The 25,499-nt window shown below is 61.3% G+C and carries 20 protein-coding genes; 11 read left to right on the top strand and 9 right to left on the bottom strand.

Annotated features, from left to right (window positions below):
• Genes KR227_RS02040 through KR227_RS02055 form a run of 4 tightly spaced genes read left to right on the top strand, consistent with a single transcriptional unit; the run spans window position 1 to window position 5,043 of the window.
• Complete coding sequence (locus KR227_RS02040) at window positions 1-1,269, top strand: polysaccharide pyruvyl transferase family protein (protein WP_218363489.1); 1,269 nt, start codon at window positions 1-3, stop codon at window positions 1,267-1,269.
• 3 nt (window positions 1,270-1,272) lie between these two features.
• Window positions 1,273-2,787 carry a hypothetical protein gene (locus KR227_RS02045; RefSeq protein ID WP_218363490.1) on the top strand — a complete coding sequence of 505 codons (1,515 nt, stop codon included), beginning with the start codon at window positions 1,273-1,275 and terminating at the stop codon, window positions 2,785-2,787.
• The gene (locus KR227_RS02050; protein WP_218363491.1) at window positions 2,784-3,596 is read left to right on the top strand and encodes a WecB/TagA/CpsF family glycosyltransferase; all 813 of its coding nucleotides are present in this window, start codon (window positions 2,784-2,786) and stop codon (window positions 3,594-3,596) included. Before KR227_RS02045 ends, KR227_RS02050 begins: the two co-directional genes overlap by 4 nt.
• A 4-nt stretch (window positions 3,597-3,600) precedes the next feature.
• Window positions 3,601-5,043, top strand: a complete 1,443-nt coding sequence (locus tag KR227_RS02055; protein ID WP_218363492.1) for a Coenzyme F420 hydrogenase/dehydrogenase, beta subunit C-terminal domain — start codon at window positions 3,601-3,603, stop codon at window positions 5,041-5,043.
• Between the two features lie 8 nt (window positions 5,044-5,051).
• On the opposite strand, the gene KR227_RS02060 is transcribed toward KR227_RS02055, so the two are convergent.
• Entirely contained in the window at window positions 5,052-6,353 is a 1,302-nt protein-coding gene (locus KR227_RS02060) for a hypothetical protein (protein WP_218363493.1), read from the bottom strand.
• Window positions 6,354-6,432: 79 nt separating this feature from the next.
• Between KR227_RS02060 and KR227_RS02065 the strand changes: the two genes are divergently transcribed.
• The gene (locus KR227_RS02065; RefSeq protein ID WP_218363494.1) at window positions 6,433-6,978 is read left to right on the top strand and encodes a hypothetical protein; all 546 of its coding nucleotides are present in this window, start codon (window positions 6,433-6,435) and stop codon (window positions 6,976-6,978) included.
• 136 nt (window positions 6,979-7,114) lie between these two features.
• On the opposite strand, the gene KR227_RS02070 is transcribed toward KR227_RS02065, so the two are convergent.
• The 4 genes from KR227_RS02070 to ychF all read right to left on the bottom strand — a co-directional run bounded on the left by KR227_RS02070 (window position 7,115) and on the right by ychF (window position 12,632).
• Complete coding sequence (locus KR227_RS02070) at window positions 7,115-8,917, bottom strand: DUF262 domain-containing protein (RefSeq protein ID WP_218363495.1); 1,803 nt, start codon at window positions 8,915-8,917, stop codon at window positions 7,115-7,117.
• Between the two features lie 873 nt (window positions 8,918-9,790).
• Window positions 9,791-10,636 carry an MT-A70 family methyltransferase gene (locus tag KR227_RS02075; protein ID WP_218363496.1) on the bottom strand — a complete coding sequence of 282 codons (846 nt, stop codon included), beginning with the start codon at window positions 10,634-10,636 and terminating at the stop codon, window positions 9,791-9,793.
• Window positions 10,637-10,692: 56 nt separating this feature from the next.
• On the bottom strand, window positions 10,693-11,535 hold the full coding sequence (locus KR227_RS02080; RefSeq protein WP_218363497.1) for a BglII/BstYI family type II restriction endonuclease: 843 nt from the start codon (window positions 11,533-11,535) through the stop codon (window positions 10,693-10,695).
• Window positions 11,536-11,546: 11 nt separating this feature from the next.
• A complete protein-coding gene (gene ychF / locus KR227_RS02085) occupies window positions 11,547-12,632 on the bottom strand; it encodes a redox-regulated ATPase YchF (protein WP_218363498.1) in 1,086 nt (361 codons plus the stop codon).
• 122 nt (window positions 12,633-12,754) lie between these two features.
• Here ychF and KR227_RS02090 point away from each other — a divergent pair, with 122 nt between their 5' ends.
• From KR227_RS02090 to KR227_RS02100, 3 genes are all read left to right on the top strand, one after another.
• Window positions 12,755-14,170, top strand: a complete 1,416-nt coding sequence (locus KR227_RS02090) for an AI-2E family transporter (protein ID WP_218363499.1) — start codon at window positions 12,755-12,757, stop codon at window positions 14,168-14,170.
• 36 nt (window positions 14,171-14,206) lie between these two features.
• The gene (locus KR227_RS02095; protein WP_218363500.1) at window positions 14,207-15,370 is read left to right on the top strand and encodes a DNA recombination protein RmuC; all 1,164 of its coding nucleotides are present in this window, start codon (window positions 14,207-14,209) and stop codon (window positions 15,368-15,370) included.
• An 87-nt stretch (window positions 15,371-15,457) separates the two neighbouring features.
• The gene (locus KR227_RS02100) at window positions 15,458-16,780 is read left to right on the top strand and encodes a DUF6542 domain-containing protein (protein WP_370625133.1); all 1,323 of its coding nucleotides are present in this window, start codon (window positions 15,458-15,460) and stop codon (window positions 16,778-16,780) included.
• A gap of 84 nt (window positions 16,781-16,864) precedes the next feature.
• Here the strand turns inward: KR227_RS02100 and KR227_RS02105 are convergent, their stop codons facing one another.
• Window positions 16,865-17,866 carry a 4-hydroxy-3-methylbut-2-enyl diphosphate reductase gene (locus KR227_RS02105; protein WP_151528477.1) on the bottom strand — a complete coding sequence of 334 codons (1,002 nt, stop codon included), beginning with the start codon at window positions 17,864-17,866 and terminating at the stop codon, window positions 16,865-16,867.
• A 167-nt stretch (window positions 17,867-18,033) separates the two neighbouring features.
• Here KR227_RS02105 and xseA point away from each other — a divergent pair, with 167 nt between their 5' ends.
• Window positions 18,034-19,278, top strand: a complete 1,245-nt coding sequence (gene xseA, locus KR227_RS02110; RefSeq protein WP_218363502.1) for an exodeoxyribonuclease VII large subunit — start codon at window positions 18,034-18,036, stop codon at window positions 19,276-19,278.
• Window positions 19,279-19,297: 19 nt separating this feature from the next.
• Window positions 19,298-19,540 carry an exodeoxyribonuclease VII small subunit gene (locus KR227_RS02115; protein ID WP_151548843.1) on the top strand — a complete coding sequence of 81 codons (243 nt, stop codon included), beginning with the start codon at window positions 19,298-19,300 and terminating at the stop codon, window positions 19,538-19,540.
• Between the two features lie 10 nt (window positions 19,541-19,550).
• On the opposite strand, the gene KR227_RS02120 is transcribed toward KR227_RS02115, so the two are convergent.
• A complete protein-coding gene (locus KR227_RS02120; RefSeq protein WP_218363503.1) occupies window positions 19,551-20,132 on the bottom strand; it encodes a DUF4245 domain-containing protein in 582 nt (193 codons plus the stop codon).
• Window positions 20,133-20,406: 274 nt separating this feature from the next.
• On the opposite strand from KR227_RS02120, the gene glpX reads away from it, so the two are divergent.
• Window positions 20,407-21,414, top strand: a complete 1,008-nt coding sequence (gene glpX, locus KR227_RS02125) for a class II fructose-bisphosphatase (RefSeq protein WP_218363504.1) — start codon at window positions 20,407-20,409, stop codon at window positions 21,412-21,414.
• A 130-nt stretch (window positions 21,415-21,544) separates the two neighbouring features.
• Here glpX and KR227_RS02130 read toward each other — a convergent pair whose 3' ends face one another.
• Both KR227_RS02130 and betT read right to left on the bottom strand, forming a co-directional pair.
• Complete coding sequence (locus KR227_RS02130) at window positions 21,545-23,134, bottom strand: aldehyde dehydrogenase family protein (protein WP_218363505.1); 1,590 nt, start codon at window positions 23,132-23,134, stop codon at window positions 21,545-21,547.
• Between the two features lie 131 nt (window positions 23,135-23,265).
• On the bottom strand, window positions 23,266-25,365 hold the full coding sequence (gene betT, locus KR227_RS02135; RefSeq protein ID WP_255549014.1) for a choline BCCT transporter BetT: 2,100 nt from the start codon (window positions 25,363-25,365) through the stop codon (window positions 23,266-23,268).
• Window positions 25,366-25,499 lie beyond the last annotated feature (134 nt).

Here is a 25,499-nt window from a genome sequence, read left to right on the forward strand (position 1 = left end):
GTGGCATCCACCAAAGACCGCATCATCAGCGTGCTTCCCCAGCCCGTATTCCAGCTGCTTCGCCGCGGCCGGGCCACGGCGCTGAACCTGCGCGATCACGACCGCGCCCTGGCCGGCTATAGCGCCAGCGATCGGCGCGTCTTCTCCGCCCACCCGGCGGAGCACTCGCAGCAGCGGCGCGGCACCGTGCTCATCGCGTCGACGGGCGTGGCCAATATCGGCGACCAAGCCATGCTCACCGCCGCCCTGCAGACAGTGCCCGGCCCGGTGACTGTAGTGGCCAAGCCGGAGGCGACCTACACCATCGAGCGCGAGGACGTCACCGTTGTCCACGCCGCCGATGCCTTCTATGGCCATGGCCGCGCCCGCGCCGCTGCGGTAGAAACTCTCGCCGAGCACATCGCCCAGGCGGAACATCTCTGCATCATTGGCGCCGACATCATCGACGGCGGCTACCAGCGCGGCGTGGCATATAAAACGTGGTCACTGGCCCACGCCGCCGCCGCGGCCGGCTATGACACCCGCATTCTCGGCTTTAGTTGGGGCACTGCAGTAGACGAGCAGGTCAGCTCCATCGCCCGCGCCGCGCTCGCAGCCGGCGTACAGGCCTGCTGCCGCGACAGCATCTCCTATCAGCGCTTCCGCGCCGATACTCAAGAGGCCGGCGACTGCGAACATGTGGCCGATGTGGTCTTTAACCTGCCCACCGCCACGGCGCCGGCAGCTGCCGCCCCCACCCAGCCCTATACGCTCATTAATGTCTCGGGCCTGATTTCTCATCGCATGGATCAGGTGCAGGATTATCTGCAGGTATGCCGCTACCTATCGAGCCACGGCCGCGAGCTCGTCTTCATCCCGCACGTGGCCAATCGCGGCGGCGACGACCGGCAGGCTATTCGCGAGGTCACCACGGCTCTTGATTCCGAGCAGATCCCCTATCGCGTCCTGCCTGATCTCCTCTCCCCCGCCGAGGTGGCCCAGTGGGCAGCCGGAGCCGAGAGCGTGGTCACCGGCCGGATGCATCTCTCGATTCTCAGCTTCTCCAACCTCACTCCCGCAGTGGTGCTCGGCACCCAGGGCAAGGTGGAGGGCTTGGTCTCCGATCTGGAGCTGCCGTGGCTGCTGGTGGAGCCGCGCCCGGGCATGGGCGGAGCCATCTGCGCCGCCCTAGAGCGCATCGCCAGCGACCCCGCGGCTGTCCAGGACACCCTGCGCACCACGGTGCCGCAGCTACGAGAGCGGGCGGCTGAGAATTTTAGGGGGCTATAAACCGTGGCCCAGCACACCTCCGTACTCGTCAACCGCGAGCAGCAGGACATCACCAGCGTGGTGGCGCAGGAGTTGCTGCGCTTCGGCGGCTCCCTCGTGCTCGTTCTGGTGCTCTACGGGGTACCGATGCTGCTTTTCGCCAATGGAACCATCATCGAGTCCGCGGTGATGTCTTTGCTTTTCGTCAGCATTGTGGCGTTGCTGCTCTCGCTGCTCTCGCCGATGACGGCGCTGCTGGTGGCCATTTTGGCCGCAGTGTTTCAAAACGCCATTTTGGGAGTGCTGCACGATGGCTCCGGCAATATCACCGTCGTGATCAGCGAAACCAAAACCATCATCGCGTTCATCTTGGCTGGGGTGCTGCTACTCAAGGCCGTGTATCTCCGCCGCTCCACGCTTCCGCTCTTCCTCACCGCTGTGGTGTTCGGGCTGTACACCATCGGCCACAATGCTGGCCTCGACGCCAGCTTCGCGGCCAATGCCCGCAATTTCCTCGGGCCTGTTCTGCTCATGCTCGCTCTGGCCGCCTATACCCCTGCGGCTCGAGCGCTGCCGCGCGTGCAACTCTATGTCATGGTCTGCACCCTGTCGGTGGTGCTGGTGCTCGGATCACTGCTGGAGTATGCCATCGGCTCGCGCCAGTGGAAGGCGCTGCTCAATGTGGAGCACATCGCGGGACTGAACGCGCTCTCGGAGCAAACGATCGTTTTCGGCCGCACCGCCACCCGTGTCGGCGGCTTCCTCGTGGAACCCATCAACGCCGGCTATGTGGCCAGCTTCGTCTTGATCTTCGCGCTGATCGAAATCATCCGGCAACTCTTTGTCTGCGAACGCCCGAACGGGCTGGCCCTTGGTGCGCTGGGAACCTCCGCGGTGTTTTTGATCATCACCATTTCTCTGGCCGCCACCAAGAACTCCATTCTGGTGGTCACCACCGGCATTATCGCCTATGTGCTGCTGCTGTGGTGGCGCAACCACCGGCATTGGGCTTTTTGGGCTTCGGTGGCTATTGGCACGGTTCTCACGTTCGCCTACACCACCATGGTCAAAGGCCCCTCCTACATCGTGAATGTCTGGACGAACCCGGTGGGCACCTCCGGCGGCGAATCCTCCAGTATTCACATCGCCGGGCTGCTCAGCGGGCTGTATTCGATCGCCGATAATCCCCTCGGTTTCGGTGTGGGCAGCGGCGGTAACTTCTACCGCCTCTACAACCCCGAGATCCCCCGCCAGTTGTGGCTGGAATCCGGCGGCGAAAGCGCCATCGGCACCTTAGTGTTCCAGATGGGCATCATCGGCCTGCTGCTGCTGGGCTACGCGATCTACCTCGTCTTGCCGCGGTTGGATACCACCGGCGTTGCAGTACTCGCCGCGTGGTTTGCCGCCGCGCTCTTTTCCGAGGCCACCTTCGGCTCTATCGTGACCGTTCCGGCACTCGCCTTCGCCGCCTATCTCTCGGTCCACTCTGATCCCGCCCTCCCCCAGGGCGCATCCACTAAGAACGGAGATCCCGCATGACTGTCCTCCGCCGCCTTTGGGAGCGCATTCCGCGCGTTGCCGTCGATAAGCGCTCCGAGCACTCCCCCAGCATCAACGGCATCGCTGTGTTTCGTGGCGATCTGGCCGCGGCCACCACGATGCTTCTCGACGCCACCCGCCCCTCTTCTCCCCTGCTGGCGATCACTCCCAACGTGGATCAGCTCAACCGCCTAATCAGCGATGAAAACTGGCGGGAGGAGTTTGGCTCCGCCGATGCGCTCTTTGTCGATGGCGCCCCGCTGCTTGCTCTTTTCCGCCTCCTCAAGGCTAAGGATGTGCACCGCGTTACCGGCGCGGACCTTCTGCCCGCGGTGGCCGCTGCGGCCGCCACGCAGGAGCGCACCATCGCCGTACTCGGAGGACGCGATGATATCCGCGAGGCCGCAGTACGCCAGCTGCGCGCAGATAACCCAGGGGCCTCGATCCATGGCGTCTCTATTCCCTTTAGCGAGGATCTTGCCGCCGACCCTGAGACCATCGCGCAGCTGCGTGAACTCCAACCGGATGTGTCTTTTGTCTGCTTGGGTAGCCCGAAGCAGGAGCGCTGGGTGCTAGCCAATATCGAGCAGCTGCCCGCCGGCTGGTATGTTGGCGCGGGCGCAGCCGTGGACTTCGCCGCGGGCACCACCCAACGCGCCCCACAGCTGCTGCAAAAACTCGGCCTCGAGTGGGCCTATCGCCTCTCCCAGGAGCCGCGCCGCCTCGCGAAGCGCTACCTGGTGGTGGGCCCACTCTTCCTCGTTGTTATCGCCCGTGCCCTTGTCCAGTCAGCCCGAAAGAACAGCTAAATCTATGTCTACGCCCCGCACAGCTTTTAGCATCCGCGATGTCACCCAGCGCGACTTCTGCATCGGATGCGGCGGCTGCTCCATCGCTACCGAGGGCAGCATCCCCATCACGCTGTCTCGCGATGGACAGTATCGGGCAGGCGATCTCTCCGAGCATGCCGAGGCTGTATCTGGGGTATGCCCCTTCAGCGATGACTCCCCCACCGAGGACGATCTCGCCGCCCCGCGCTATGCGGAGCACTGCAGCTACACCACCGCGATCGGCTATCACCGCGCCCTCTATGCCGGCCGAGTCCTCAGCGATGATTATCGCCTCGGTTCCTCCTCCGGCGGGCTGGTGTCTTTTGTCGCCGGCGCGCTGCTTTCGTCCGGGGCTGTCGATGGCATCATCCACGTCAAGCGCACCTCCACAGACGAGGCCGATCAGCCGCTCTTTGCCTTCGGGATCTCCACCACCTTGGAGGAGCTACGGGCCCACCGCAAATCTGTGTACTACCCGGTGGAGTTTTCCCAAGCGCTCGCCAGCGCCCAGCGCGCCGGCGGCCGCTACGTATTCATTGGTATTCCCTGCCACGTGCGCGCCTTGCGGCTGCTCCAGCAGCGCGATCCGGAGCTGAGCGAGCTTGTGCCCTACACCATCGGTTTGGTGTGCGGGCATATGAAGACCACAGGCTTTGCCGAGTCGCTGGGCTGGCAGCTCGGCATCGAGCCGGCGAATCTGCGGGCTGTGGATTTCCGGGTTAAAGATCGCGTCGGCCCAGCCAATCGCTATGCCACCTCGGCCACCGATCGCGCCGGCCGCACCCGCACCAAAAAGACCTTCGAAATGCTCGGCACCAACTGGGGCCATGGCTTCTTCCAGCCCAAGGCCTGCAATGTCTGCGATGATATTTTCGCCGAGACCGCCGATATCGCCTTCGGCGACGCCTGGCTGCCCCGCTATGCCTCGGATCCGCTGGGCCACAATGTGGTGGTGGTGCGCAACCCTGAGCTCCACGAGCTGCTCCTGCGCGCCGAACAGGCCGGCGAGGTGTTTTTAGAGGAGCTCTCTGAGGAGGACACTCTCAAAACCCAATCCGGCAATGTGCGCCACCGTCGCATCGGCGTGGAAGTGCGCCTCGCCGACGATATCGCGGCAGGGCTTCCCGTGCCCCACAAGCGGGTCGAGCCCGGCTATGAGCACGCCGATGACAAGCGCGTCGCCCTCATCCGTCGCCGCCGCGCGCTCAGCGAGCTCTCTATTTCTAGCTTCCGGGAGGCCCGCGAGAAGAACTCGTGGCGCCACTTTCTCGCAGCCATCGGCCCCAGCGTGAAGGCCTATGACGCCCAGGGCGCACAGTCGCGGCTGGCCCGCATTCTGGCGCCGCTGCCGCTGAGTATGCAGCTGCGGCTACGCACAGTGTTGATGGGTACGCGCACCCTGATCTCTCGCCTGCGTCGTAAGTAGGGGTGTCCCTAGCGGGCGCCCTTGCGGTGCTTCGGCTGGTAGCTTTCCGCGCCGGAGAGCTTGTGGATTGCCCGCCAGTACAGCACGGCGGTGGTGACACGGCTGAGAAGCCGACCAATGAGCACACCCACCACGCCGATGACGCTAAACAGCCCGAGGCCCACCACCACCATCACGGTGATGGAGACCAGCGAAGCGGGCACAAAATAGCGCTGCCCGTTGAGCATCACCAGCAGGCGCATGGCGGCAAAGACGTACACGATCGGCAGCGTGGCTACCAGCAGCACGGAAGAATAGGCGGCGACCGAGCCCACGGCCTCTGGGCCAATTCCACTCATGGCCACCACGAGGGCCACGCCCGCCCCCGGCAGGGCAATGGCGGCGACGGCCGCGAGGAGGCGTCGAACATCGCGGGCGAAACGTGCATAGGCCTCGCGATAATCCGACTGCCCGGCGGCATCCGCCCACCGCTTCATGCGCGGCAGAATCCCCAGCGCATAAGCTGCCTGGATGATGATGTAGGCAATCTTGTCCGCAAGCTCATAGAAGGTGATAGCGCCCTGGCCGACAGAGGAGATCACCGAACGCTCGATCAGCACCGATGCTTGAGTGATGCCATTGGAGCCAAATTGCTGATACAGCGACAGCGCGCCACCTGAGGCTTGCGGGGAAGAATCGGTGGCGTCGAGCCCGGCGGCAGTGGCACTATCGATGGGTTCATCGGCGAGGAAGCGTCGTTGCGCTAGGGCGAGGACCACAACGCGCAGGATCTCCCCGAGCAGGAAGAACACCACCAATTCTCCGCCCTCGAAGGGCAACACCAGCACCGCCACGATGAGCACGAGATAGCGCAAGCCCTGCGTGCTGAGGGGAATATAGCTGCGGTCTTCTAGAATCAAACACGCCGATAGCGGGCTGGCGAAACACGCCACCAGCACCGCAACCGCCACCACCAACAGCCACACGCCCTGATCAGCGGGCAAGCCGCCGGTGAAGAGGAAGGCGATAAACGTCACCGCCGCCACTACTGTCACGCCGACCGCGGCGGGCACCGCCAGCGCCCGTACACAGCGCAGCACCGCAGCACGCACCGTTGCCCCCGCGCTGAGGGAGCGGGACAGCTCCGCCACGGCATAGGCTTCCGCGGCCTGGGTGACGATAGCCGTGCCCAAAATGCTCACGGTGAGCAGCACGATGACGCGGTCGGAGTCCGCGGCGTCGAGGCGCAGCGCCAAGATAAAAGGGAGAAGCAACCCGGGGCCGAGCCCGAGCCCCATCGCGATGAGCTGGCGGAGCTTAGAAACTGTCACTGCGTCGCCTCGCTAGTCGCCACGTCTGCATACCTCCACTACTGCTGGCCGCGTTGAAGAGCCGTGTTGTAATAGGCCTATGACTCTCAAGATTCTGACAGTGTGCACCGGCAATATCTGCCGTTCCCCGTATATCGAGTATCGCCTCGCCCACGCGGCCGCAGCCGCCGGGCTCGAGGTACAGGTAGATAGTGCGGGCACCCAAGCAACTAATGGTACTCCCTATCATCCGCATACCTTAAGCCTGCTTGAGAAGCAGGGAATAGACGCCAGCCAAGGAAGCTCGCGGTATCTCACGGCAGCCATTGCCCGAGATTATGACCTGATTATCGCCGCAGCTGAGGACCATATTCCCGCCATCGCACGCACCGCGCCGGCGGCGTGGCGGTCCTGCATTACCTTGAGGCATCTCGCGAGCCTCAATCCGGAGGAGATCCGTCCCGGAACCCCCATCATGGGCCAGGCGGAGACGAAACGAGTAGCCCAGAACGCCTCGGCTGGATCATTCAGCATCAGCGACCCCATCGGCCAGCCCCTCGCTGCTTTCGAGACCATGGCCGCCAGCGTCGACGCCGCCCTCCCCCACGCCCTGCGAGTGATCGAGAAACTAGCGGCGGAAGAGTAGAGCACCCTAGGAGCGGGCAGGTGCAGCTGAGGTGTGCTGGAGTTGCTCGGCGATCGGGACGGGAGTTCACACGCGCGGCCAAGCCGCCAACGAGATCGGCTGCATAATCGCGGCCAAGGCACACATCGGCAGCCTCCTAAGAGGTTGCTTGGCCCCTCTCTTTGGGAAGTGGGAAGCGCTCCAATGCCTTCAACGCCAATTCACGGGTGCGTTGTTCGATGTCCTCACCGGTCCACGAGTCCCGGTCCTTCAAGTCGGCGTTCAGCGCAAGCCCATTTTTGTAACCAATGGGGCGGTCCTTGGCGTCCGTGCGATCACGCTTTTCCACGAATGACTTGTTGCCAAGGTTGCTGTTGTATGCGGTGATAGTGAGATTTCCCAGCCGGTGTTTGTGAAGTTCCTGCTCTTCGGCAGCACGTTCCTTACCACCGAGCATCTCCGTCCACGACGCCGGCAGATTCTCCCCTTGCGGAAGGATGTGCTCGATGGTCCACACGAAGTGGGTTTTATCTTGACGCCACAGATCAACCCACGACTCTCTGGTCATGGCATCCTCGGCTAGTGTGGCCAAGATAAATCGTGCGACGTCAGTATTTTCCTCATAAATGCGGCCTAAGAGCCGTTCATGGAAATCTGTGTCGGAGGCCGAAACCGCTCTGATTTTCTCACCGATAATCTCAAGCACATCATCGCCTTGAGCATCACCGATCTCAGAGATAGTTGCCATGAACAACCTCGCTAGCGCGTGGGTGGGCGGGTAACCAGTGAGGTTTCGGCGGATGAAAAAGTTCGTGAGCACATCCACGACACTCTCGAGCTGATCATCACTGAGCTGCAGTTCATCCTGCTTCGTCATGAGCCACAGCAAAAGAACATAGGACGGTGCGCCTTGCGCACGCATGAGCCGCTGGAACGCTCGGTCCAGAGATGTTGACTCCTCAGGCACAGCAACGCAGTTGATGCGGCCGTACACCTTGCTGGCGTTGACGAGAGCATCAACAACAGGTACGAGATCCTGCTCTAAAATTTTCTCGTACACCCGTATCAAGTTGGACTTCATCGCAACGTACGCTTTGGGCACCTCTGGGAGGTCCTGTTTGAAGGCGTTATAGTAATGCCTGAGGAAACGCTCCTGAGTGGAGTAGCTATCGCCAAGATTGACCAGCATCTCGTTCCAGCGCTTGAAGGCCTTATCGACATCCATGATCTTGCGCTTTTCGGACTCAGCTAAGAGTTGATTTTTGATCAAATCGACGGGAGAAAGCGGCAAGCCACGGTTATTCAGTGACTCGAAGAGAATGAATGCATCGGCGTTGCTATCAACCTCGATTTTTACGATGACTGCCTGGAGTGCTGCCTCGCGCAGCTGAAGCGCCGCCGTCGTTTCACTCAGTCCTTCCGTTTCGGCGAGCTTCTGAATAGCCGAACGAAAGTACTCCCAACATTTAGAGATCCTGCGGAGGCGGTAATACGGTTCCTTGTGGCTCTCAATTGATAATCCAGCGTCCGAGAGAACCTGGAGAAAATCAGCGAGGTTATGGCCCTGTTTCTGGGGCGTGACCCGCGGATGCTCGTCGGCTTTACGCACCAACTGGCGACGGAGATTATTAACGTCGGTCCGAGCGTCCTCGTCGAGCTCGTCGATGTGTTCCTTGAGAACCGAGTAGACCGCCGCTAGAAGCAGCGTCAGCGTTGTGAGTCGCTGTTGCCCGTCGACCACTTGGAGAATGTTTCCCTCAAGGGCGTCCGTAGTTTGGTCGAGCGTAATGATAGTGCCGAGGAAGTGTGACCCTTCGGCATTGATCAGGTCTTCGAACAAGTCCTCCCAGTGGGCCTTGCTCCATGAATACTCACGCTGATAAGGCGGAATTTTATAGAGCACATTGCCCTCGTGACTGAAGAGACTATGCACCGCATACTGGCTAGCTGACTTGATCATTACAACGGTTCCTTACTTCTTGCTGCGAGCTCCACGCCAACTACATGTTGCATACAACTCTCTCAAATTTATTCTAGTGAGATCGCTGCATTCGTCACGAACCATGTTGCCCGTCAGCGATAGCCAACGTCAGTTTCCGACCACTTCCTGTCGGTTCTTTTTCTCCGTATAGAGATGCGCCCCGTAACACGCATTGCGATGGCTCTGCTAAGCACCAGCTGTACTACACCTACCGCCCACTCCATCGTCTCGGCGCCTCCCTAATGGTATCAATATTCTCCTCCGCGGTCGATGCCCCCGCGATAGAGAAGATGACGCCTTTAACAAACGATGAAAATGATGATACTGATTCAAGTACTTCTTCGACAATGCGACCGGGCGCGTCGTAGCGGAATCGTGGCGCACCCTTCGACGCATGTCCTCGCACGGCGCACTGGTTCGCCATCCACTCTGTGTTCCACCGCAGTCCTAGCAACGACTGACCCAATACATGGGCATAGCCTGCCAGCATCGGCGCCAGAGGCGGCGACAACATCGGGCGCAAATAAGAGCACACGCTTACCTCAGCCCTATGAACCCAGTTTTCCAATTTAATAAGTTGAAGATAAGAACAATCAAGAGAATGAGAAATGGGTGAGCGCAGACCGATTTTCACAGTCCTGAGACGCGCGGACATACGCGAGAACTATTTTAGCTTTGCTCCTACGCTCGTAACTTATACTATAAAACTTAACATACGGCTAACTACAGCAATGTGCGGATTTTTAATTGACTAATCCGTGTGCGCTGAATGCTGGGCTATCAAAGGCTCAACCGCGTTAGGCACGAACGAAAATCACAAATCGAACAGTAGACGCTCACCGGTTCTCCGACCTACTCTTCGCCATGTCGTCCAGGTTCCCTAAAAACCGCGCCAGCATCACGGAGAAGGGTTCTCACTCTTGAGATTGAATATCCAGTCTGAGTGCTAATCTCTCGAATACTTGCACCGGCGTCGTATTCGGCTTTCAAACGCGGACCGATTGCAGCTCGGGATTCTCGACTCAGACGCTTATGAGGATCAACTGGTGGCACCAAAAGTGGGCCACCAAGATATCCCCGGTGGACTTTCCCACGTGGCTCGACATCAGGGGCAGATTCATCACCCCACACAGCCCATCCTTCGCGCGGGTGACGTGCGAATAACTCTAGAAATGGGCCTGGTGAACATTGTTCGATGAGATCGTATTGCTCGTCAGGCTTTCGGGAGTGCTCCCGCTTACGCGTTTCGATCATATTAACTTGCCGGCGTGCAGGTGCAAGCGTTCTCATAGAACCGCGAACGCCAAAGAGAATCAGCTCAGTAACATTGCGAAAGTAGAATCCAACACCTCGCCCGTCAGGCCCACCGTCTTTACGACGCTTCGCCCACACAATGTTCGATACATAACGAAAACCCCAATCGGACATCACTGCCAGACCATCGGGAAGCAAAGCATTCGGAACCCAAAGGTAAAGATGCGCATTCTCTGCAGAAACTGACTGCACCGGCAAAGATTTGATCTCATCGAGAGTCATCGTTGAGTACCGCCCCAGCCGACGATGCTCAGGAGCGACCTTGCCGGTTCTATTCTGAAAACGCCATGGGGGGTCAGCGAGGATCGTCTTAAAACCACCTTCCACCTGCGGCAAAGGTGCGATTTCTGAATTCTCCCGTAGAGGGTCAAGTTCGTGCTTCACGTGACTAGCATAGCACAAGCGGATCTCACACAAGATCCACTCGTAGAGTTCAATCTTTAGCCCAGCCTAACCTGACTTCCATCCGAATATCTGAAGTCCTCCAGTAAGCCGATGGGTAACCCATTAACTTTTTCCGGCTCGATCCCAATACACAGCAATGGACACTCACCCCCACCACCCATGTCAATCATGGGCGTAAGTTTGTTCCAATGCGTAGTTGCTTTACCATATTTCGTTTTCGGATACTCACCTCGCGAAGCAAGGTATTCTAAGAGTTCTTGTAGACGTGGACCACGGGTAATAATTACCCCGACCGCAATTACACCCTCACGATGTAGAGCTTGGAAGTTATTCAGGTCTCGGTGGAAAAATGGGTCCTTATTATTCCACTCCATCTCGTCTGCGATCCCCGGATACTTTCCATCGTCCCCCATTGTGAAAACATCGATTTCATGATTGCGGACTTTGAATACAGGTTCTCCATCAACACGTTTTTCGATCGTCACATTATGTTTTGCCCAGCCACGATCGGTTAAACCCTGATCATGCCGAGCTGTGTGACGCGCCCTAGAACCTCCGAGGGCCTTGATATCTGCCTCATAGTCGATATAAAACTCTTCGAGATTTGTCACGACATCTGTAAACTTCTGTGGAAACGCCTGTTTCAATATGATATCAGCATACCGCGTGACCCCATACCGAAAACCTGCGGGAAGTTCGATGCTCGGTTCACGGATCATCCCCGGCAAGTCGATATCACTCCCCGCCGCGATGTCTACGTACCGAGTAGCTTCATACCGAAGGTCAGCGGGAAGCTCGACATTCGGGTCCCGAACCTTCCTCGACAATTCGACATCAAGCTCTACTGCGTTGTCCCCTTGCTCGTCTTTTATAGCCATCAGTCCCTGCCCTACACGTTGAACTTGAACTCCACCACGTCGCCGTCAGTCATGATGTAGTCCTTGCCTTCTTGGCGCACCTTGCCGTGAGCACGGGCTTCTGCCATCGATCCGGCGGCAGCGAGGTCCTCGAAGGAGACGACTTCAGCCTTAATAAAGCCCTTCTCGAAGTCGGTGTGGATCACGCCGGCGGCCTGGGGCGCGGTATCGCCCTTGTGGATGGTCCAGGCGCGGGCTTCCTTCGGGCCGGCAGTGAGATAGGTCTGCAAACCAAGGGTCTCGAAGCCGGCGCGAGCCAGAGAGGCCAGGCCCGGCTCTTCTTGGCCGACGCTTTCGAGCAACTCGGCTGCTTCTTCCTCATCGAGTTCGAGAAGCTCCGCCTCGGTCTTAGCGTCGAGGAAGACGCAGTCGGCGGGGGCGACGAGCTCGCGCAACTCCTGCTTGCGGGCGTCATCGCTGAGCACGTCTTCGTCGGCGTTGAACACGTACAAGAAGGGCTTAGAGGTCAAAAAGTGCAGCTCGCGGAGAAGGGAGAGGTCCACATCCCCAGAGACGGATGCGGCGAAGAGCGTGCGGTCATCCTCGAGGATCTCCTGCGCCTTCTTCACCTCGGCCACCATCGGGGCCTTGTCCTTATCCTTCTTGGCTTCCTTCTCCAGACGCGGCAGGGCCTTCTCAATGGTCTGCAGATCTGCCAAGATCAGCTCGGTCTCAATGACGGAGATATCCGAGCGCGGGTCCACTGCACCATCCACGTGGATCACGTTCTCATCGGAGAAAGCGCGCACGACCTGGCAGATGGCGTCGGCCTCGCGGATGTTCGCGAGGAACTTATTGCCAAGCCCCTCGCCCTCAGAGGCACCCTTGACGATGCCGGCGATGTCCACGAAGGACACCGTGGCGGGGAGAATGCGCTCGGAGTGAAAAATCTCCGCGAGGGTGTTCAGGCGTGCATCGGGAAGCTCCACCAAACCCACATTGGGCTCGATAGTGGCGAAGGGATAGTTCGCAGCTAGCACGTCGTTGCGGGTCAGGGCATTAAACAGCGTGGACTTGCCCACATTGGGCAGGCCGACGATTCCAAGTGTAAGGCTCACGAGGCCTAATCCTAACAGCCGCGAGGCTGGGTCTTGGTGAGGTGTGCGTCGATAAGCCTGCTCCACAACGGGCTGAGCGTTCGCGGTTTCGCACGAGAGGTTTTTTGGGCAAGATAAATGATGTGAGCACTTCCACTAATGACGGCAGCGACTCCGCCCGCCCAGAACAGGAGCGCGCGGCGGACACCACGAGCCTGAGCGATGAGGCGTCCAGCACCTTCGAAGCACTGGAATCCGATCCCATCGATCGCTCCGTGGTGATCTCAGATCTGATTAAGGACTTCGCATGGTGGTGCGTGCGCATCCTCGTCATCTTCGCCACCGCGCTCGGGGCGGGCTGGCTGGCCACACAGTTCTGGAAGGGGCTGCTTCCCCTCATCCTCGCCCTGCTTGTCTCCTCGGTACTGGTGGGGCCCACGAAGCGGCTCCGCAAGCTCGGGGTGCCCGCCGGGCTGGCCGCGATTCTTGTGTTGCTAGCGGCGGTAGCGCTGCTCGCCGCGATTGTCTCCTTGATTGCGCCGTCGATGATTCGGCAGTCCCAAACGCTGTATCTCCAAACCTTGGAAGCGGTGCAGCGCTTCCAGCTCTGGCTGCAAGGGCCGCCGCTGAACCTGCAAGAAAAGGACCTCACCGAGGCCTTTCAGTCCGGAACCAAATGGCTGCAGGAACAATCGGGCAATATCGCCGGCGAGCTCTTCGCCGGGCTGGGCGCGGCCGCATCCGTGATGCTCACACTCGTCGTGGTGTTGGTGCTCACCTTCTTCTTCCTCAAAGATGGCGAGCGCTTCCTGCCCTGGATGCGTAGCTTCACCGGCCGGCGCGTGGGCTGGCATCTCACAGAACTACTCTCTCGTATTTGGGTGACCCTTTCCGGCTATATCCGGGTGCAGGCGGTGGTGTCCTTCATCGACGCCTTCTTCATCGGCCTCGGGCTGGTAGTGGTGGGCGTTCCACTGGCGCTAGCCCTTGCCGTGCTGACCTTTCTTGCCGGCTTTATCCCCATCGTGGGTGCTTTTGTCGCGGGGGCGCTCGCCGTGGTGGTGGCGCTGGTCTCACTCGGCATCAAGCAGGCCATCATCATCCTCATCATTGTGCTGGCAGTGCAGCAGCTTGAGGGCAATGTGTTGCAGCCGATGCTGCAGTCCAAGGCGATGAACCTGCACCCGGTGATCGTGCTGGTATCCGTGACCATTGGCGGTAGCCTATTCAACATTATCGGCGCCTTCCTCGCCGTGCCCTTCGCGGCAACCGTGGCCGTTATTTTGCGCTATATCTCGGATGTGGTCTCGCTGCGCTCTGGCGAGAAACGGGCCGAGGATATTTCCTTCATCACCCAGCAGGGCTCTATCTCCGGCAAGCACACCGAGAAAGAAGCCCGCGAGCGACGCACCCGCCTGCCTCTCCCCCTGCGCTTCAGCAGCAATTATGGCAGCGATGATGATAGCGACAACGACGACACCGACGCCGCCGCGAAGCGCTCGCACCGAGACGCCCCGAACTTTATCGCCAATTTGTTCGACAATCGCTCGAAAAAATAGCACCAGTGTCCGGCCCTGCCTTTAGAGTGGGGAGCCATGACTAGCTTTGCCGCGATCCTTCTTGCCCTTATTGCGCTCGTGGTCGGCCTGGTGCTCGGCTGGATAGCCCGCGGCAACGTTGATCGGGGTGCGGGCTGGCAGGCACACCCGAGGGATCCCCAGGCACTCGAAGCACCGGACCAGCCGGCGCACTCCCCTGCCCCGGCCCTAGAATCGCATCTGGCGCCGCTGCAGGCCACGATGTCTGCGCTCAACGAGCACCTCAATCAGATGGAGCGCCGCCAAACTCAGGCCCATGCCGAGTTCAGCGGCCACCTCCACACCATGTTGCGCACTTCGGCGCGGCTCTCAGATCACACCTCCAAACTCGTCACCGCACTACAAAACCCCACGGTGCGGGGCCGCTGGGGCGAGGTACAACTCGAGCGGGTGGTGGAACTTGCCGGCATGGTGAAGCATGTGGACTTCGATACCCAAACCACCGTGAGCTCACAGGGCAGCCGCGTCCGACCAGATATGCTCATCCACCTCTCCGGTGGGCGGCACATCGTGGTGGATGCCAAGGCCCCCTATAGCGCGTATTTGGATGCGCTTGAAACCACCGATCCGGAAGAACACGCCGGCTATCTGCGGCGGCACGCGCATCTGCTGCGCAGCCACGTCACTGCCCTATCGAGTAAGGACTACCAGTCGGCGTTTCAGCCCACTCCCGAATTCGTCGTACTTTTTGTTCCCGCCGATCCTTTTCTCGACGCGGCCCTTGGCGCCGATCCGGAGCTGCTGGAATACGCCTTTTCCCGCGATATTGTGCTCGCCACCCCGTCGACATTGATGGCGTTGCTGCGCACCGTGGCGCTGGGCTGGCAGCACTATGAGGTTTCTGAGCAGGCCGCCGCCATTCAGCAGCTCGGCGATGAGCTCTACCGCCGCCTCGGCACGATGACCGAGCATTTCACCCGCATGGGCGCCAGCCTCGAGAAATCAGTAGACACCTATAACGCGGCCATGGCTTCCCTCGACTCGCGAGTACTGGTGAGCGCGAGGAAGCTCAAAGAAACCTCCTCGGTTAGTGGCACTACACGGCCGATCACTGCCCCCGCTGAGATCCGCACCTCCCCCGCCCGGCCGCGGCACGCAGCTCAGCCGGATTATCCTCATGCGCAGGGGATGCGCGCTCGGCACGAGGGGTTGACAGACTAGATCGCAGTATTCTGAGAAGCCTGAGAACACCGCCGCGGCGGCGTTCCTCGTGGATTAACACATAGTGAATAGGTAAGATATCGGTTCGTGCCAACCCAGCCACGACATAATCCCTCAGCTCACCGCCATTCTTCACCGGGCGGTGGTTTTTCGGGTTTGCCCACGTGGTCATCCACCTCGATCCTGCTCGCATCCCTTTTCACTGGGCTTGTGATCAGTCTCAATCAGCAGTCCTTGGGCACCTTATACCTCATGGCCTTCGCCGTGGGTGCCCTTGCGACGGTGCTCTGGGTGGAACCCCGCGGCTTGACCCTCACCGTGGCGCAGATTCCTGTGATCTTCGGTATCGCCACCCCGTGTGCGGCGCTTTTGCTGGGCAAGTCCAATTCCGTCAACGGCGGCGATGGGCGATTATCCAAGACAGAGCTTTTGACTCTGATCTATCCGCTCGCGCAGTTCTTCCCCACTCTCATCGTGGTCACTCTCAGCGCTGCGGCGATCGCGGTGCTGCGCTATCTGCATCATCGCCGCACCAACATGAAACTCGAGCGCAAGCTCAGCGCCCAGCGCAAACGGGCCAGCGATTCCGATCGCCGCAATCTCAGCACCACAGCCCGCGCTCGGGAGGCGGCCAACCGCTCTCGCCGCTATCGCGGCGAGTCAGGCAATTCTGAGGTCACCGTCGAAGACTTGTTAGAGCGCAGCCGCGCCGATCACAAGCGCTCGAAAAAGCGTGGCTTCGCCCGGGAACACCAGCCGGCCAGCGAGCACCCTAACCCCCACGCGCAGGGCGCGCCCCACCACCCCGAAACACCGGCCCGCCCGGAGGCGCCGACCCGTGCCCGCGACTATGAGGAGATCCGCTCCCCGCGCATCCCCCGCCCACACACGCCGAGCACGCCGCACGCACCGAGCGCACCGCACACGCCTGCCCCCACGCCCAGCGATCCCGCTGCGGCGGCACGCAGCGGTAGTGCCCAGCCACACTCTGGCTCCCGCCCGAAGGCCACGCCCCGCCCTGTTGCCTCGAACGATGGCGCACACCCGCGCCGTGGTGATGCCCAGCAGCATCGCACGCGCCGGATCCGGCGGCCGGACCACGAGAACCGTTTCCGTCGTCTCAGGCGCGATGAGCGCGGCCGGATGAGCGGCCGCCAGGACTCTCGGGGGATGCGCGAGCCACGCGCCTCCCGCGACTTCAGCACGACCCGCGGCGGCGATATGCCCCCGCGCACCCACACGGAGGGCTATCGCTCAGAGCAGCGTGGCGCGCAGGATAAACAGCACAGCTACCGCGGCTCCCGCGCACCCCATAATCCGCGCCGCGATCCCCGGCGCGAGCCCTTCCCTGTGCGCCCTGACGATCCTGACTCCTACGGCTTTCGTACACCTCCCCGCCGCGGGCGCTAAACGCCCACACAGAGCAGACGCATAAAGAACAGCGCGGCCCCACACTCATGTCGGGGCCGCGCTGTCCGTATATCTCGTCGCGCGCTAGCGCTTCCTGGTGCGGTCGCTGGGGCGCAGCACCCGCGGCAGCGAAAAGACGATCTTCTCCTGCGCGGTGGTTACTTCCTCGGCATCGCCAAACCCGTATCCCTCGAGGTACTCCACCACCTCTTGAACCAGGATTTCCGGCACGGAGGCACCGGAGGTAATGCCCACCGTGCTCACGCCCTCTAGCCACGCGGGATCAATTTGGTTGGCGTAGTCCACCAGATAGGAGTTGGCGGCACCGGCATCGAGGGCGACCTCCACCAGCCGCTTGGAGTTCGAGGAGTTTTGCGAGCCCACCACGATGATCAGCTCTGCTTGTTCTGCCACCTTCTTCACCGCCACCTGGCGGTTCTGGGTGGCATAGCAAATGTCATCGCTCGGCGGGTTCTCGAGATTGTCGTAGACCTCATGGAGCTTGTCGACGATTTCCATGGTTTCATCCACCGACAAGGTGGTCTGCGATAACCAGATGAGTTTTTCCTCGTGGAGGAACTCGGGCAGGGCCTCGATTCCTTCGAGCCCATCCACCAGGTGCACCACATCCGGGGCTTCGCCCGCGGTGCCCTCCACCTCCTCGTGGCCTTCGTGGCCAATGAGGATGATGTGATAGCCGGACTTGGCGAAGCGCTTGACTTCGTTATGCACCTTCGTCACCAGCGGGCAGGTGGCGTCGATGGTGTCGTGGTTGCGCTCCGCAGCGGCCGCGTGCACCGCCGGGGACACGCCGTGGGCGGAGAAAACGAGGTGGGCGTTGGGCGGAACCTCGTCGGTATCGTCGACGAAGATCGCCCCCGCCTTAGCCAGGGTTTCGACCACGTATTTGTTGTGCACGATTTCTTTGCGCACGTACACCGGAGCGCCATATTTCTCCAGCGCACGCTCAACGGTTTCGACTGCCCGGTCCACGCCCGCGCAGTAGCCGCGCGGCGAGGCCAGCAGAATTTTCTTCACGCCAGCGGCGTGGGGGTTCGTCGCAGTTGAGGTAGCAGGTGAACTCATGCGCTCAACAGTACTTGCCTTGCGTGCATGCACACCACACAGCCATGCCTAGCCCGCTAGACTGAATGTCTGTTCTTTTCCTCGCCGCATCATCCACGCCCTGGGCGCTGCCCGTGCGGTGAATGTGCGGGGAGGCGACGTCGATAAGCGCATAGGCAAAGAAGACTATGAATCAACAAGCGGCAAGCTCGGCAGAGAGCCCCTGGTCCGTCAGTCTGTTGAACTCCAAGGTCAAGGGCTGGATTCAGCGGCTGGGGCACGTGTGGGTGGAAGGCGAGCTCGCACAAATTAGTACCAAGCCGAGTTGGAAGCTGTCCTATCTCACGCTGCGTGATGTGGAGAAAGAAACCTCGGTGCAGCTCACTGTGCCCACGCAGATGGTGCTCAACCATGAACCGCCGCTGACCACCGGCGACCGGGTGGTATGTTATGCCCGACCTGCGTTTTATGAGGGCCGCGGCTCCTTTTCCCTGTGGGTGACGGAGATCCGCCACGTCGGTATTGGCGAGCTGCTGGCGCGCATCGCCCAGCTGCGAGAAACGCTGCAGCGCGAGGGGCTTTTTGCCCCGGAACGCAAGCAGGCGCTGCCCTTTTTGCCCAACCGGATCGGGCTGATTACTGGCCGCGGCTCGGCCGCCGAACGCGATGTGTTGGCGGTGTCGAAGGACCGCTGGCCCGAGGTGGATTATCGGGTGATCAATACCGCCGTTCAGGGCTCGCGCGCGGTGCCGGAGATTATCGACGCGCTGCGCACCCTCGACGAGGACGAGAGCGTGGACGTGATCATCATTGCCCGGGGCGGCGGCTCGGTAGAGGATCTTCTGCCGTTTTCTGAGGAGTCGCTCCAGCGCGCCGTCGCCGCGGCCCGCACCCCTGTGGTCTCTGCGATTGGACACGAGCCGGACACCCCCATTCTGGATAATGTGGCCGATCTGCGCGCCGCAACCCCTACCGATGCCGCCAAGCGCGTGGTGCCCGATGTGGTCGCCGAGCGCCAGCTCTTGGCCGAGGCCAGCAGCCGTTTGGCCCAGGCGCTGCGGGGCTGGGTGGCCCGCCAGGAGGAGGCGCTGCAGGCACTGCGCAGCCGCCCGGTGCTCGCCGATCCTTATCTGCCCATCACCCAGCGCGAGGAGCAGATCACCCAGGCGCGCGAGCGGATTCGTCGCACCATTGAGCACAGTCTCTACCGCGCCGAAACCCAGACTGCCAGCCTGCGCGCCCAGGTGACGGCGCTGGGACCGGCCGCCACTTTAGCCCGTGGCTATGCGGTGGTGCAGGCGCTACCTCGAGATGGCTCCGATCCGGAGGTGGTCACCTCTATCGAGCAGGCGGGCCCGGCCACCAATATGCGCATCAGAGTGGCCGATGGTTCCATCGCCGCAGTGTCCATGCAGACCTTCCCCAAAGACTAAAAATTCCAAGGAGATTTCCATGTCCAACCCCAACACCTATGGCCACGGCACCCCGAATGATGACAGCTTCACTCCCATCGAGGAGTTGAACTACGAGGCCGCGCGCGATGAGCTCATTGAGATCGTGCGCATCCTGGAGCTCGGGCAGATGTCGCTCGACGAGTCACTGAAGTACTGGGAACGCGGCGAGGCCCTCGCCAAGCGCTGTGAGCAGCAGCTGGCGGGGGCCCGCAAAAAAGTGGAGGATGCGCTCTCCGAGTAGCGCTCGCGCATTAAGGCTTATCGACGCTGACCTCAATCGGTGTTGCCGCCGCATAGGCTTCAGCGAGCGTGGCAAAATCCTCGGCATCGGCGCTACCGGCTAAGACAATGCGCACGTCGCCGAGATCCGCTCCCCAGAGGTCACGGCCGTGGCGATCCTCCTTGATATAGGTGGTGAAATCCATGCCGGCCACGCTCACCGGCTCGCCCTTGGTTTTTAGGCCCGAGTCATTGGCCCGCAGCACATCCTCCAAGGGCTGATCGCTCTGCATCAGCTGGACATAGGCGCCACCTGTGGTCACCCATCCTTGAATCACCGCGGGCTGGCCATTGACGCTGCCGCGGCGCGCCGAATTTGTGATCCAGCCCTCGGGGTCAGCGGGCTGACGCAGCTCAAAGTCCACGGCCCGCGCCTCCATGTGCAGCACGGTAGAGGCATCGACTTCCTGCACCGGGCCGTTTTCCGGGGCGCCGGTATTGAAGGTGCACAAACCGGTAAACGCCACCGATGCTGCCGCGATGCCGATGATCACCAGAAGGGTCATGCCGATATCTCGGCTATCTTGGAACAATTTGGGTTTTTCGCTCGCCACGGGCTCAAGTATGGCAGAGACTCCGAGGCCACTCCCAATTGCTCCGGCCGGCGAATGCCCGCTTGGGCATGACAGCCGCCACAGAGCCCCATTTCGGGTGCATAAATCGCCGCACGCGCTGCACAAGAGTGCAACAATAGACAGTGTGGGTTGTGCGGCTGGGTTCTCATTCCCACTTGGTGGTTACGTGCCACCGCCACCCCACGCTCACCTAACCGGCTCTCACATGATGATGTGAGCGAAGCGCTACTTGCCTGCAGGAGGCTTTACACCTATGTCTAACCATTCTTTGGAGATCCCCGATCGGAACCTGGCGTTGGAGCTTGTTCGCGTGACTGAGGCGGCCGCGCTTGCCTCCGGCCGCTGGGTTGGTCGCGGCCAGAAGAAGAAGGGCGACGGCGCCGCTGTGGACGCCATGCGCAAGCTCATCAACTCCGTGCAGATGCGCGGTGTCGTGATCATCGGTGAGGGCGAAAAAGATGAAGCCCCCATGCTGTTCAACGGCGAAAAGGTGGGCACCGGCGAGGGACCTGAGGTGGATATCGCCGTCGACCCGGTGGACGGCACCACCCTGATGGCTGAGGGCCGCCCGAACGCCATCGCTGTTCTCGCCGCCGCCGAGCGCGGCACCATGTACGATCCCTCCGCAGTGTTCTATATGCGCAAGATCGCCGTGGGCCCCGAGGCCGCCGGCACCATTGACATCGAGGCACCGGTCAAGCACAACATTCAAGCCGTGGCCAAAGCCAAGGGCATTGATCCCACCAACGTCACCGTGGTGGTGCTGGACCGCCCCCGCCACAACAATCTGATCCAGGATATCCGCGAGGCCGGCGCCAAGGTGCGCCTCATCCGCGACGGCGATGTGGCCGGCGCCGTGGCCGCCGCCCAGGACACCAACTCCGTGGACATCATGATGGGCACCGGCGGCACCCCCGAGGGCATCATCACCGCCTGCGCCATGAAGTGCATGGGCGGCGAGATCCAGGGCATCCTGGCCCCCACCGATGACGCCGAGGTACAAAAGGCCAAGGACGCCGGCCTGGAGCTCGATACCGTGCTCACCACCGACGATCTGGTGTCCTCGGACAACTGCTTCTTCGTGGCCACCGGTGTGACCAACGGTGACATGCTGCGTGGCGTGAGCTACCGCCGCAACGGCGCCACCACTCGTTCGCTGGTGATGCGCTCGAAGTCCGGCACCATCCGCTTCATTGAGTCCACCCACCAGCTGGCCAAGCTGCAGGAATACTCCGTGGTGGACTACTCCAAGCTGGACTAATACCCCTCTCCCCTCCTGCTGCCTCGATGGGCAGCTGGGGTAGACAGACACCACCCCTCTGGCGGTATCGGATGATCATCCGAGTTTCCTGCCAGAGGGGTGGTGTTTCGTGTGCGGGCTGCGCCGACCGCTACTCGGCGAACCAGCCAGTGACCGCGGGAGCAATGTTGTGGTACACGTGCTTCTTTTCCTGGTACTCCTCCAGCCCGGTCGGCCCCAGCTCGCGGCCGATGCCGGACTGTTTCATCCCGCCCCACTCTGCCTGCGGCAGATAGGGATGGAAGTCATTGATCCAGATAGTGCCGTGGCGCATGCCGCGGGCTACCCGCTCGGCGCGACCGGCGTTGCTGGTCCACACCGCACCAGCCAAGCCATAGGTGGTGTCATTGGCGATGCGAATAGCCTCTTCTTCCGTGGTGAACGTCTCGATGGTGGCCACGGGCCCGAAGCCCTCATCGTGTACGCAGTCCATGCTCTGATCGCAGCCGGTGATGATGGTGGGCAGGTAGAAATAGCCCTCGGCAAGGTTGGTGGCACCCGTACCATTGCCTGCGGAGGAATCCTCCGCGGTGGCGCGACGGCCACCACAGGCGATAGTGGCGCCCTGTTCCTTGGCGCGGTCCACATAGGCGGAGACCTTGTTCAGATGCTCCTCCGAGATCAGCGCCCCGGTTTCGGCGGCCTCGTCCCGCGGGCCACCGAGCTTGATGGCGCTGGCGCGCTGCACCAAAGCCTCGGTGAAGCGCTCGGCGATGGACTCCTCGACGATAATGCGGGCACCTGCGGAGCACACCTGACCGGAATGCACGAAAGCGCCATTGAGCGCGTTATCCACGGCGGCGTCGAAGTCCGCATCCGCGAAGATCACATTCGGGTTCTTACCACCCAGCTCGAGAGCAATGTTCTTAATCGTCTCTGCGGCGTTGCGGGCGATAAGCTTGCCTGTCTGTAGCCCGCCGGTAAAGGAGACCATATCGACATCGGGGCTCTGCGATAGCGGGTTGCCGCAGGCCGCACCGGCGCCGGTGACCAGGTTGGCCACCCCATCGGGAAGCCCGGCCTCCCGCAGCACGGCCATGAGCAGCATCGCGGTGTGCGGGGTGAGCTCAGCAGGTTTGAGCACGAAGCTATTGCCGGCTGCCAGCGCCGGGGCCACCTTCCACGCCACCTGCAGCAATGGGTAGTTCCAGGGAGTGATCAGGCCGCAGACACCAATGGGCTCGACGTCGACACGCGAGCGCACATTCTCATCGCCCGGGTCCACTACCCGACCCGCATCATGCTGCGCCAAGGTGCCGAAGTACTCGAAGCTGGAGATGATGTCATCCATATCGGCCTCGGCCTCCACCACGCGCTTGCCGGTATCGGCGGCTTCGGCGCAGGCGAAGGTGTCCTTATTCTCACGGATAGCGGCAGCAACGCGCAGCAACAGGGCGCCGCGCTCCACTGCGGGAACCTGACTCCACACCTGCGCGTCGAAGCTCTCGCGCGCGGCAGCAATAGCCCGCTCCGTATCGGCATCGGCGGCTTCGGAGACCTCTCCTACCACGCTGCCATCGGCGGGGCAGCTGATCGTGCGGGTCTCGCCGAACGCTGCTGGTTGCCAGCGGCCGCCAATAAACAACGAGGCGGGTCCTTCAGCCCCGTGCACTCCCTCGAGGAGAGCGCAGGTGGTGGGGTCGAATACGGGCTCGGACGGGGTTGTGGCCACGTCGAACACACTCCTTTTTCATCGGGGAATATTTCAGAATGGTTTATGCCAACAGTCCACGCTACCTATCTTGTTCCGGTGGCGTAGGGACGCGGACTATCAGACGCTGTGGTGCGCCTGCCCAGCGGGCAGGCTCGTGGCTAGTTCTCTTCCCACACGCGGGCTGGGGCGGCCCCATCGGAGACGTCGGTATTGCCGCGGTTTCCTTCCTGCATGTGCAGGAACTCGAGGTGACGTTCGAAGAGATCGAGCACGCTATTAAGCAGCTGCTCCTCGCTATAGCCGTAGACGTCATAGCCCAAGGATCCCTGGAGGTCGTGCACCTCGAGACGGTAGTAGCACTCGGAGTCTGCGGTGGCCTTGCCGGCATAGGAGGGAACCTCGCCCACCACGGGATAGATCTGGAAGCGGAAGTCCTTCTCTTCACCGAAGCTGACGGTGAGATCCAGTTGGCTGACCTCGGAATCGGGCACCTCGGAGTACAGCAGCAGGCTGGCGAAACCGAGATGGCGGATTTCTTGTGTCACCTTCTCCATGGCCGGCTTCGCCACATCCACCATGTAGCTTTGTGCATCCTCGGCCGAGGGCCAGTTGATGGCCCGCTCCAGGCGGCCCTGCCAGCCGCCACGGCTGCGCAGGCGACCCGACATCGCGGAGTGGATGGCCACCATGCGCGCCTCAGACTTATAGGCCTCGATGCGCAAGGACTTCCACAGGCTATACATGATCAAATAGATCACCACGGTAAACGGCAGGCCCATCACGATGGTGGCTGATTGCACCGTCACCACTCCATCGATGGCCAGCAGCACCAAAGTGAGCACACCGACGATCGCCGACCACACGATGCGCGACCAGCTGGGGCCATCTTGGCGGCTATTTTCGATCTTCGAGGTGAAGTTGGACAGCACCAATGCCCCCGAGTCCGCCGAGGTGATGTAGAGCAGCAGCCCCACAGCGGTCACCAGCACCACCAGGATCATGCCGGCGGGATAGGACTGGATGAGGTCATAGAACCCGCGCTGGGGTTCCGCCATAGCCACGGCGCCGAATTCATCGTCTCCACCGATAATGCGCTCCAGGGCGGAATTACCGAAGAAGCTCATCCACATCACGATGAAGAGGAAGGGGATGGTGAGCGTGCCGAAGACGAATTGGCGGATGGTGCGGCCGCGGGAGATGCGGGCAAGGAAGAGCCCCACAAAGGGTGCCCAGGCCACCCACCATGCCCAGAAGAAGAGGGTCCAGGAGGCGAGCCAGTCGCGGGTGGCCTGCGGGGTTTCCGAGAAGGCGTAGGTATCGAGAGTCCAGTCCACGAAGTTGGCGGCATAGTCTCCCACGTTCATCACGAGCGAATCGAAGAGGAAGGCGGTGCGACCAGTGAACACCACGAAGAACATGAGCACCAGCGCGATGACCACGTTCAATTCGCTGAGCCGCTTAATGCCGCGATCCACACCTGATACGGCGGAGACGGTGGCGACCGCCACGGCGATCGTGACCAAGATGATCTGCGCGGTGGGCCCTTCCTCGATGCCAAAGACCATCTTCAGGCCGTAGTTCAGCTGCACCACACCGATGCCGAGGGAGGCTGCGATGCCGAATACCGTTCCGAGGGTGGCGGCAATATCGACCGAATCCCCAATGGGGCCGTGAATGCGGCGCCCAATGAGCGGATAGAGTGCACTGCGCAAGGCCAGCGGCATGTTCAAGCGATAGGCGAAATAGCCGAAGGCCATGCCCATGAGCGCATAGAGGGCCCAGCCACTAATGCCATAGTGGAAGAGCGCAAACACCACCGCGTCCTCTGCGGCCTTGCGGGTTTCCGCATCCCCCACTGGTGGGTTGTAGTACATGGTCACCGGCTCCGCGACGGCGAAGAAGATGAGGTCCACGCCGATGCCGGCGGCAAAGAGCATCGCGGACCAAGAAAAGAGACCAAATTGCGGGCGCGAGTGATCCGGGCCGAGCCGCACCGTACCGGTGCGGGCGAGCGCAATCACTAGGACAAACACCACGGCTGCGGTGGCGGTGAGAATGTAGAACCAGCCGAGATTCACCGAGATCCACCCGGTGATCGAGCCCAGCGCGGACTCGGCGGATTCCGGGGCGAGGGCGGCCCACAGCACCATGGCGAACACACCCAGCACCGAGATGGCGAAGACCGGCATATTTACTTTCGGCTTCTCCGCGATGCCGTCGCTGGTGCTGCGCTCCTCTGCGGCAGCCACTCCAGACATATCGCTGGGTTGGTGCTCGTCACTTCTTTCTTTTCTATTTGTTGATCTGGACTCTAGGCTCACGCTCTCACTTCCTTAAAAATATGTTTGTCCACACACGTACTTATGAAAGGGAGTTAAACATGAAAAACCTT

Source organism: Corynebacterium sp. TAE3-ERU30 (assembly GCF_019209925.1).
In the GTDB taxonomy this organism is placed as follows: domain Bacteria; phylum Actinomycetota; class Actinomycetes; order Mycobacteriales; family Mycobacteriaceae; genus Corynebacterium; species Corynebacterium megadyptis.

What these genes read in the sequence shown, in the direction of transcription:
- KR227_RS02105 (WP_151528477.1), bottom strand. Translation starts at nt 17,866, where the DNA reads ATGAGTTCACCTGCTACCTCAACTGCGACGAACCCCCACGCCGCTGGC.
- KR227_RS02065 (WP_218363494.1), top strand. Translation starts at nt 6,433, where the DNA reads ATGACTCTCAAGATTCTGACAGTGTGCACCGGCAATATCTGCCGTTCC.
- KR227_RS02115 (WP_151548843.1), top strand. Translation starts at nt 19,298, where the DNA reads ATGTCCAACCCCAACACCTATGGCCACGGCACCCCGAATGATGACAGC.
- glpX (WP_218363504.1), top strand. Translation starts at nt 20,407, where the DNA reads ATGTCTAACCATTCTTTGGAGATCCCCGATCGGAACCTGGCGTTGGAG.
- KR227_RS02080 (WP_218363497.1), bottom strand. Translation starts at nt 11,535, where the DNA reads ATGGCTATAAAAGACGAGCAAGGGGACAACGCAGTAGAGCTTGATGTC.
- xseA (WP_218363502.1), top strand. Translation starts at nt 18,034, where the DNA reads ATGAATCAACAAGCGGCAAGCTCGGCAGAGAGCCCCTGGTCCGTCAGT.
- KR227_RS02055 (WP_218363492.1), top strand. Translation starts at nt 3,601, where the DNA reads ATGTCTACGCCCCGCACAGCTTTTAGCATCCGCGATGTCACCCAGCGC.
- KR227_RS02050 (WP_218363491.1), top strand. Translation starts at nt 2,784, where the DNA reads ATGACTGTCCTCCGCCGCCTTTGGGAGCGCATTCCGCGCGTTGCCGTC.
- KR227_RS02070 (WP_218363495.1), bottom strand. Translation starts at nt 8,917, where the DNA reads ATGATCAAGTCAGCTAGCCAGTATGCGGTGCATAGTCTCTTCAGTCAC.
- betT (WP_255549014.1), bottom strand. Translation starts at nt 25,365, where the DNA reads ATGTCTGGAGTGGCTGCCGCAGAGGAGCGCAGCACCAGCGACGGCATC.
- KR227_RS02095 (WP_218363500.1), top strand. Translation starts at nt 14,207, where the DNA reads ATGACTAGCTTTGCCGCGATCCTTCTTGCCCTTATTGCGCTCGTGGTC.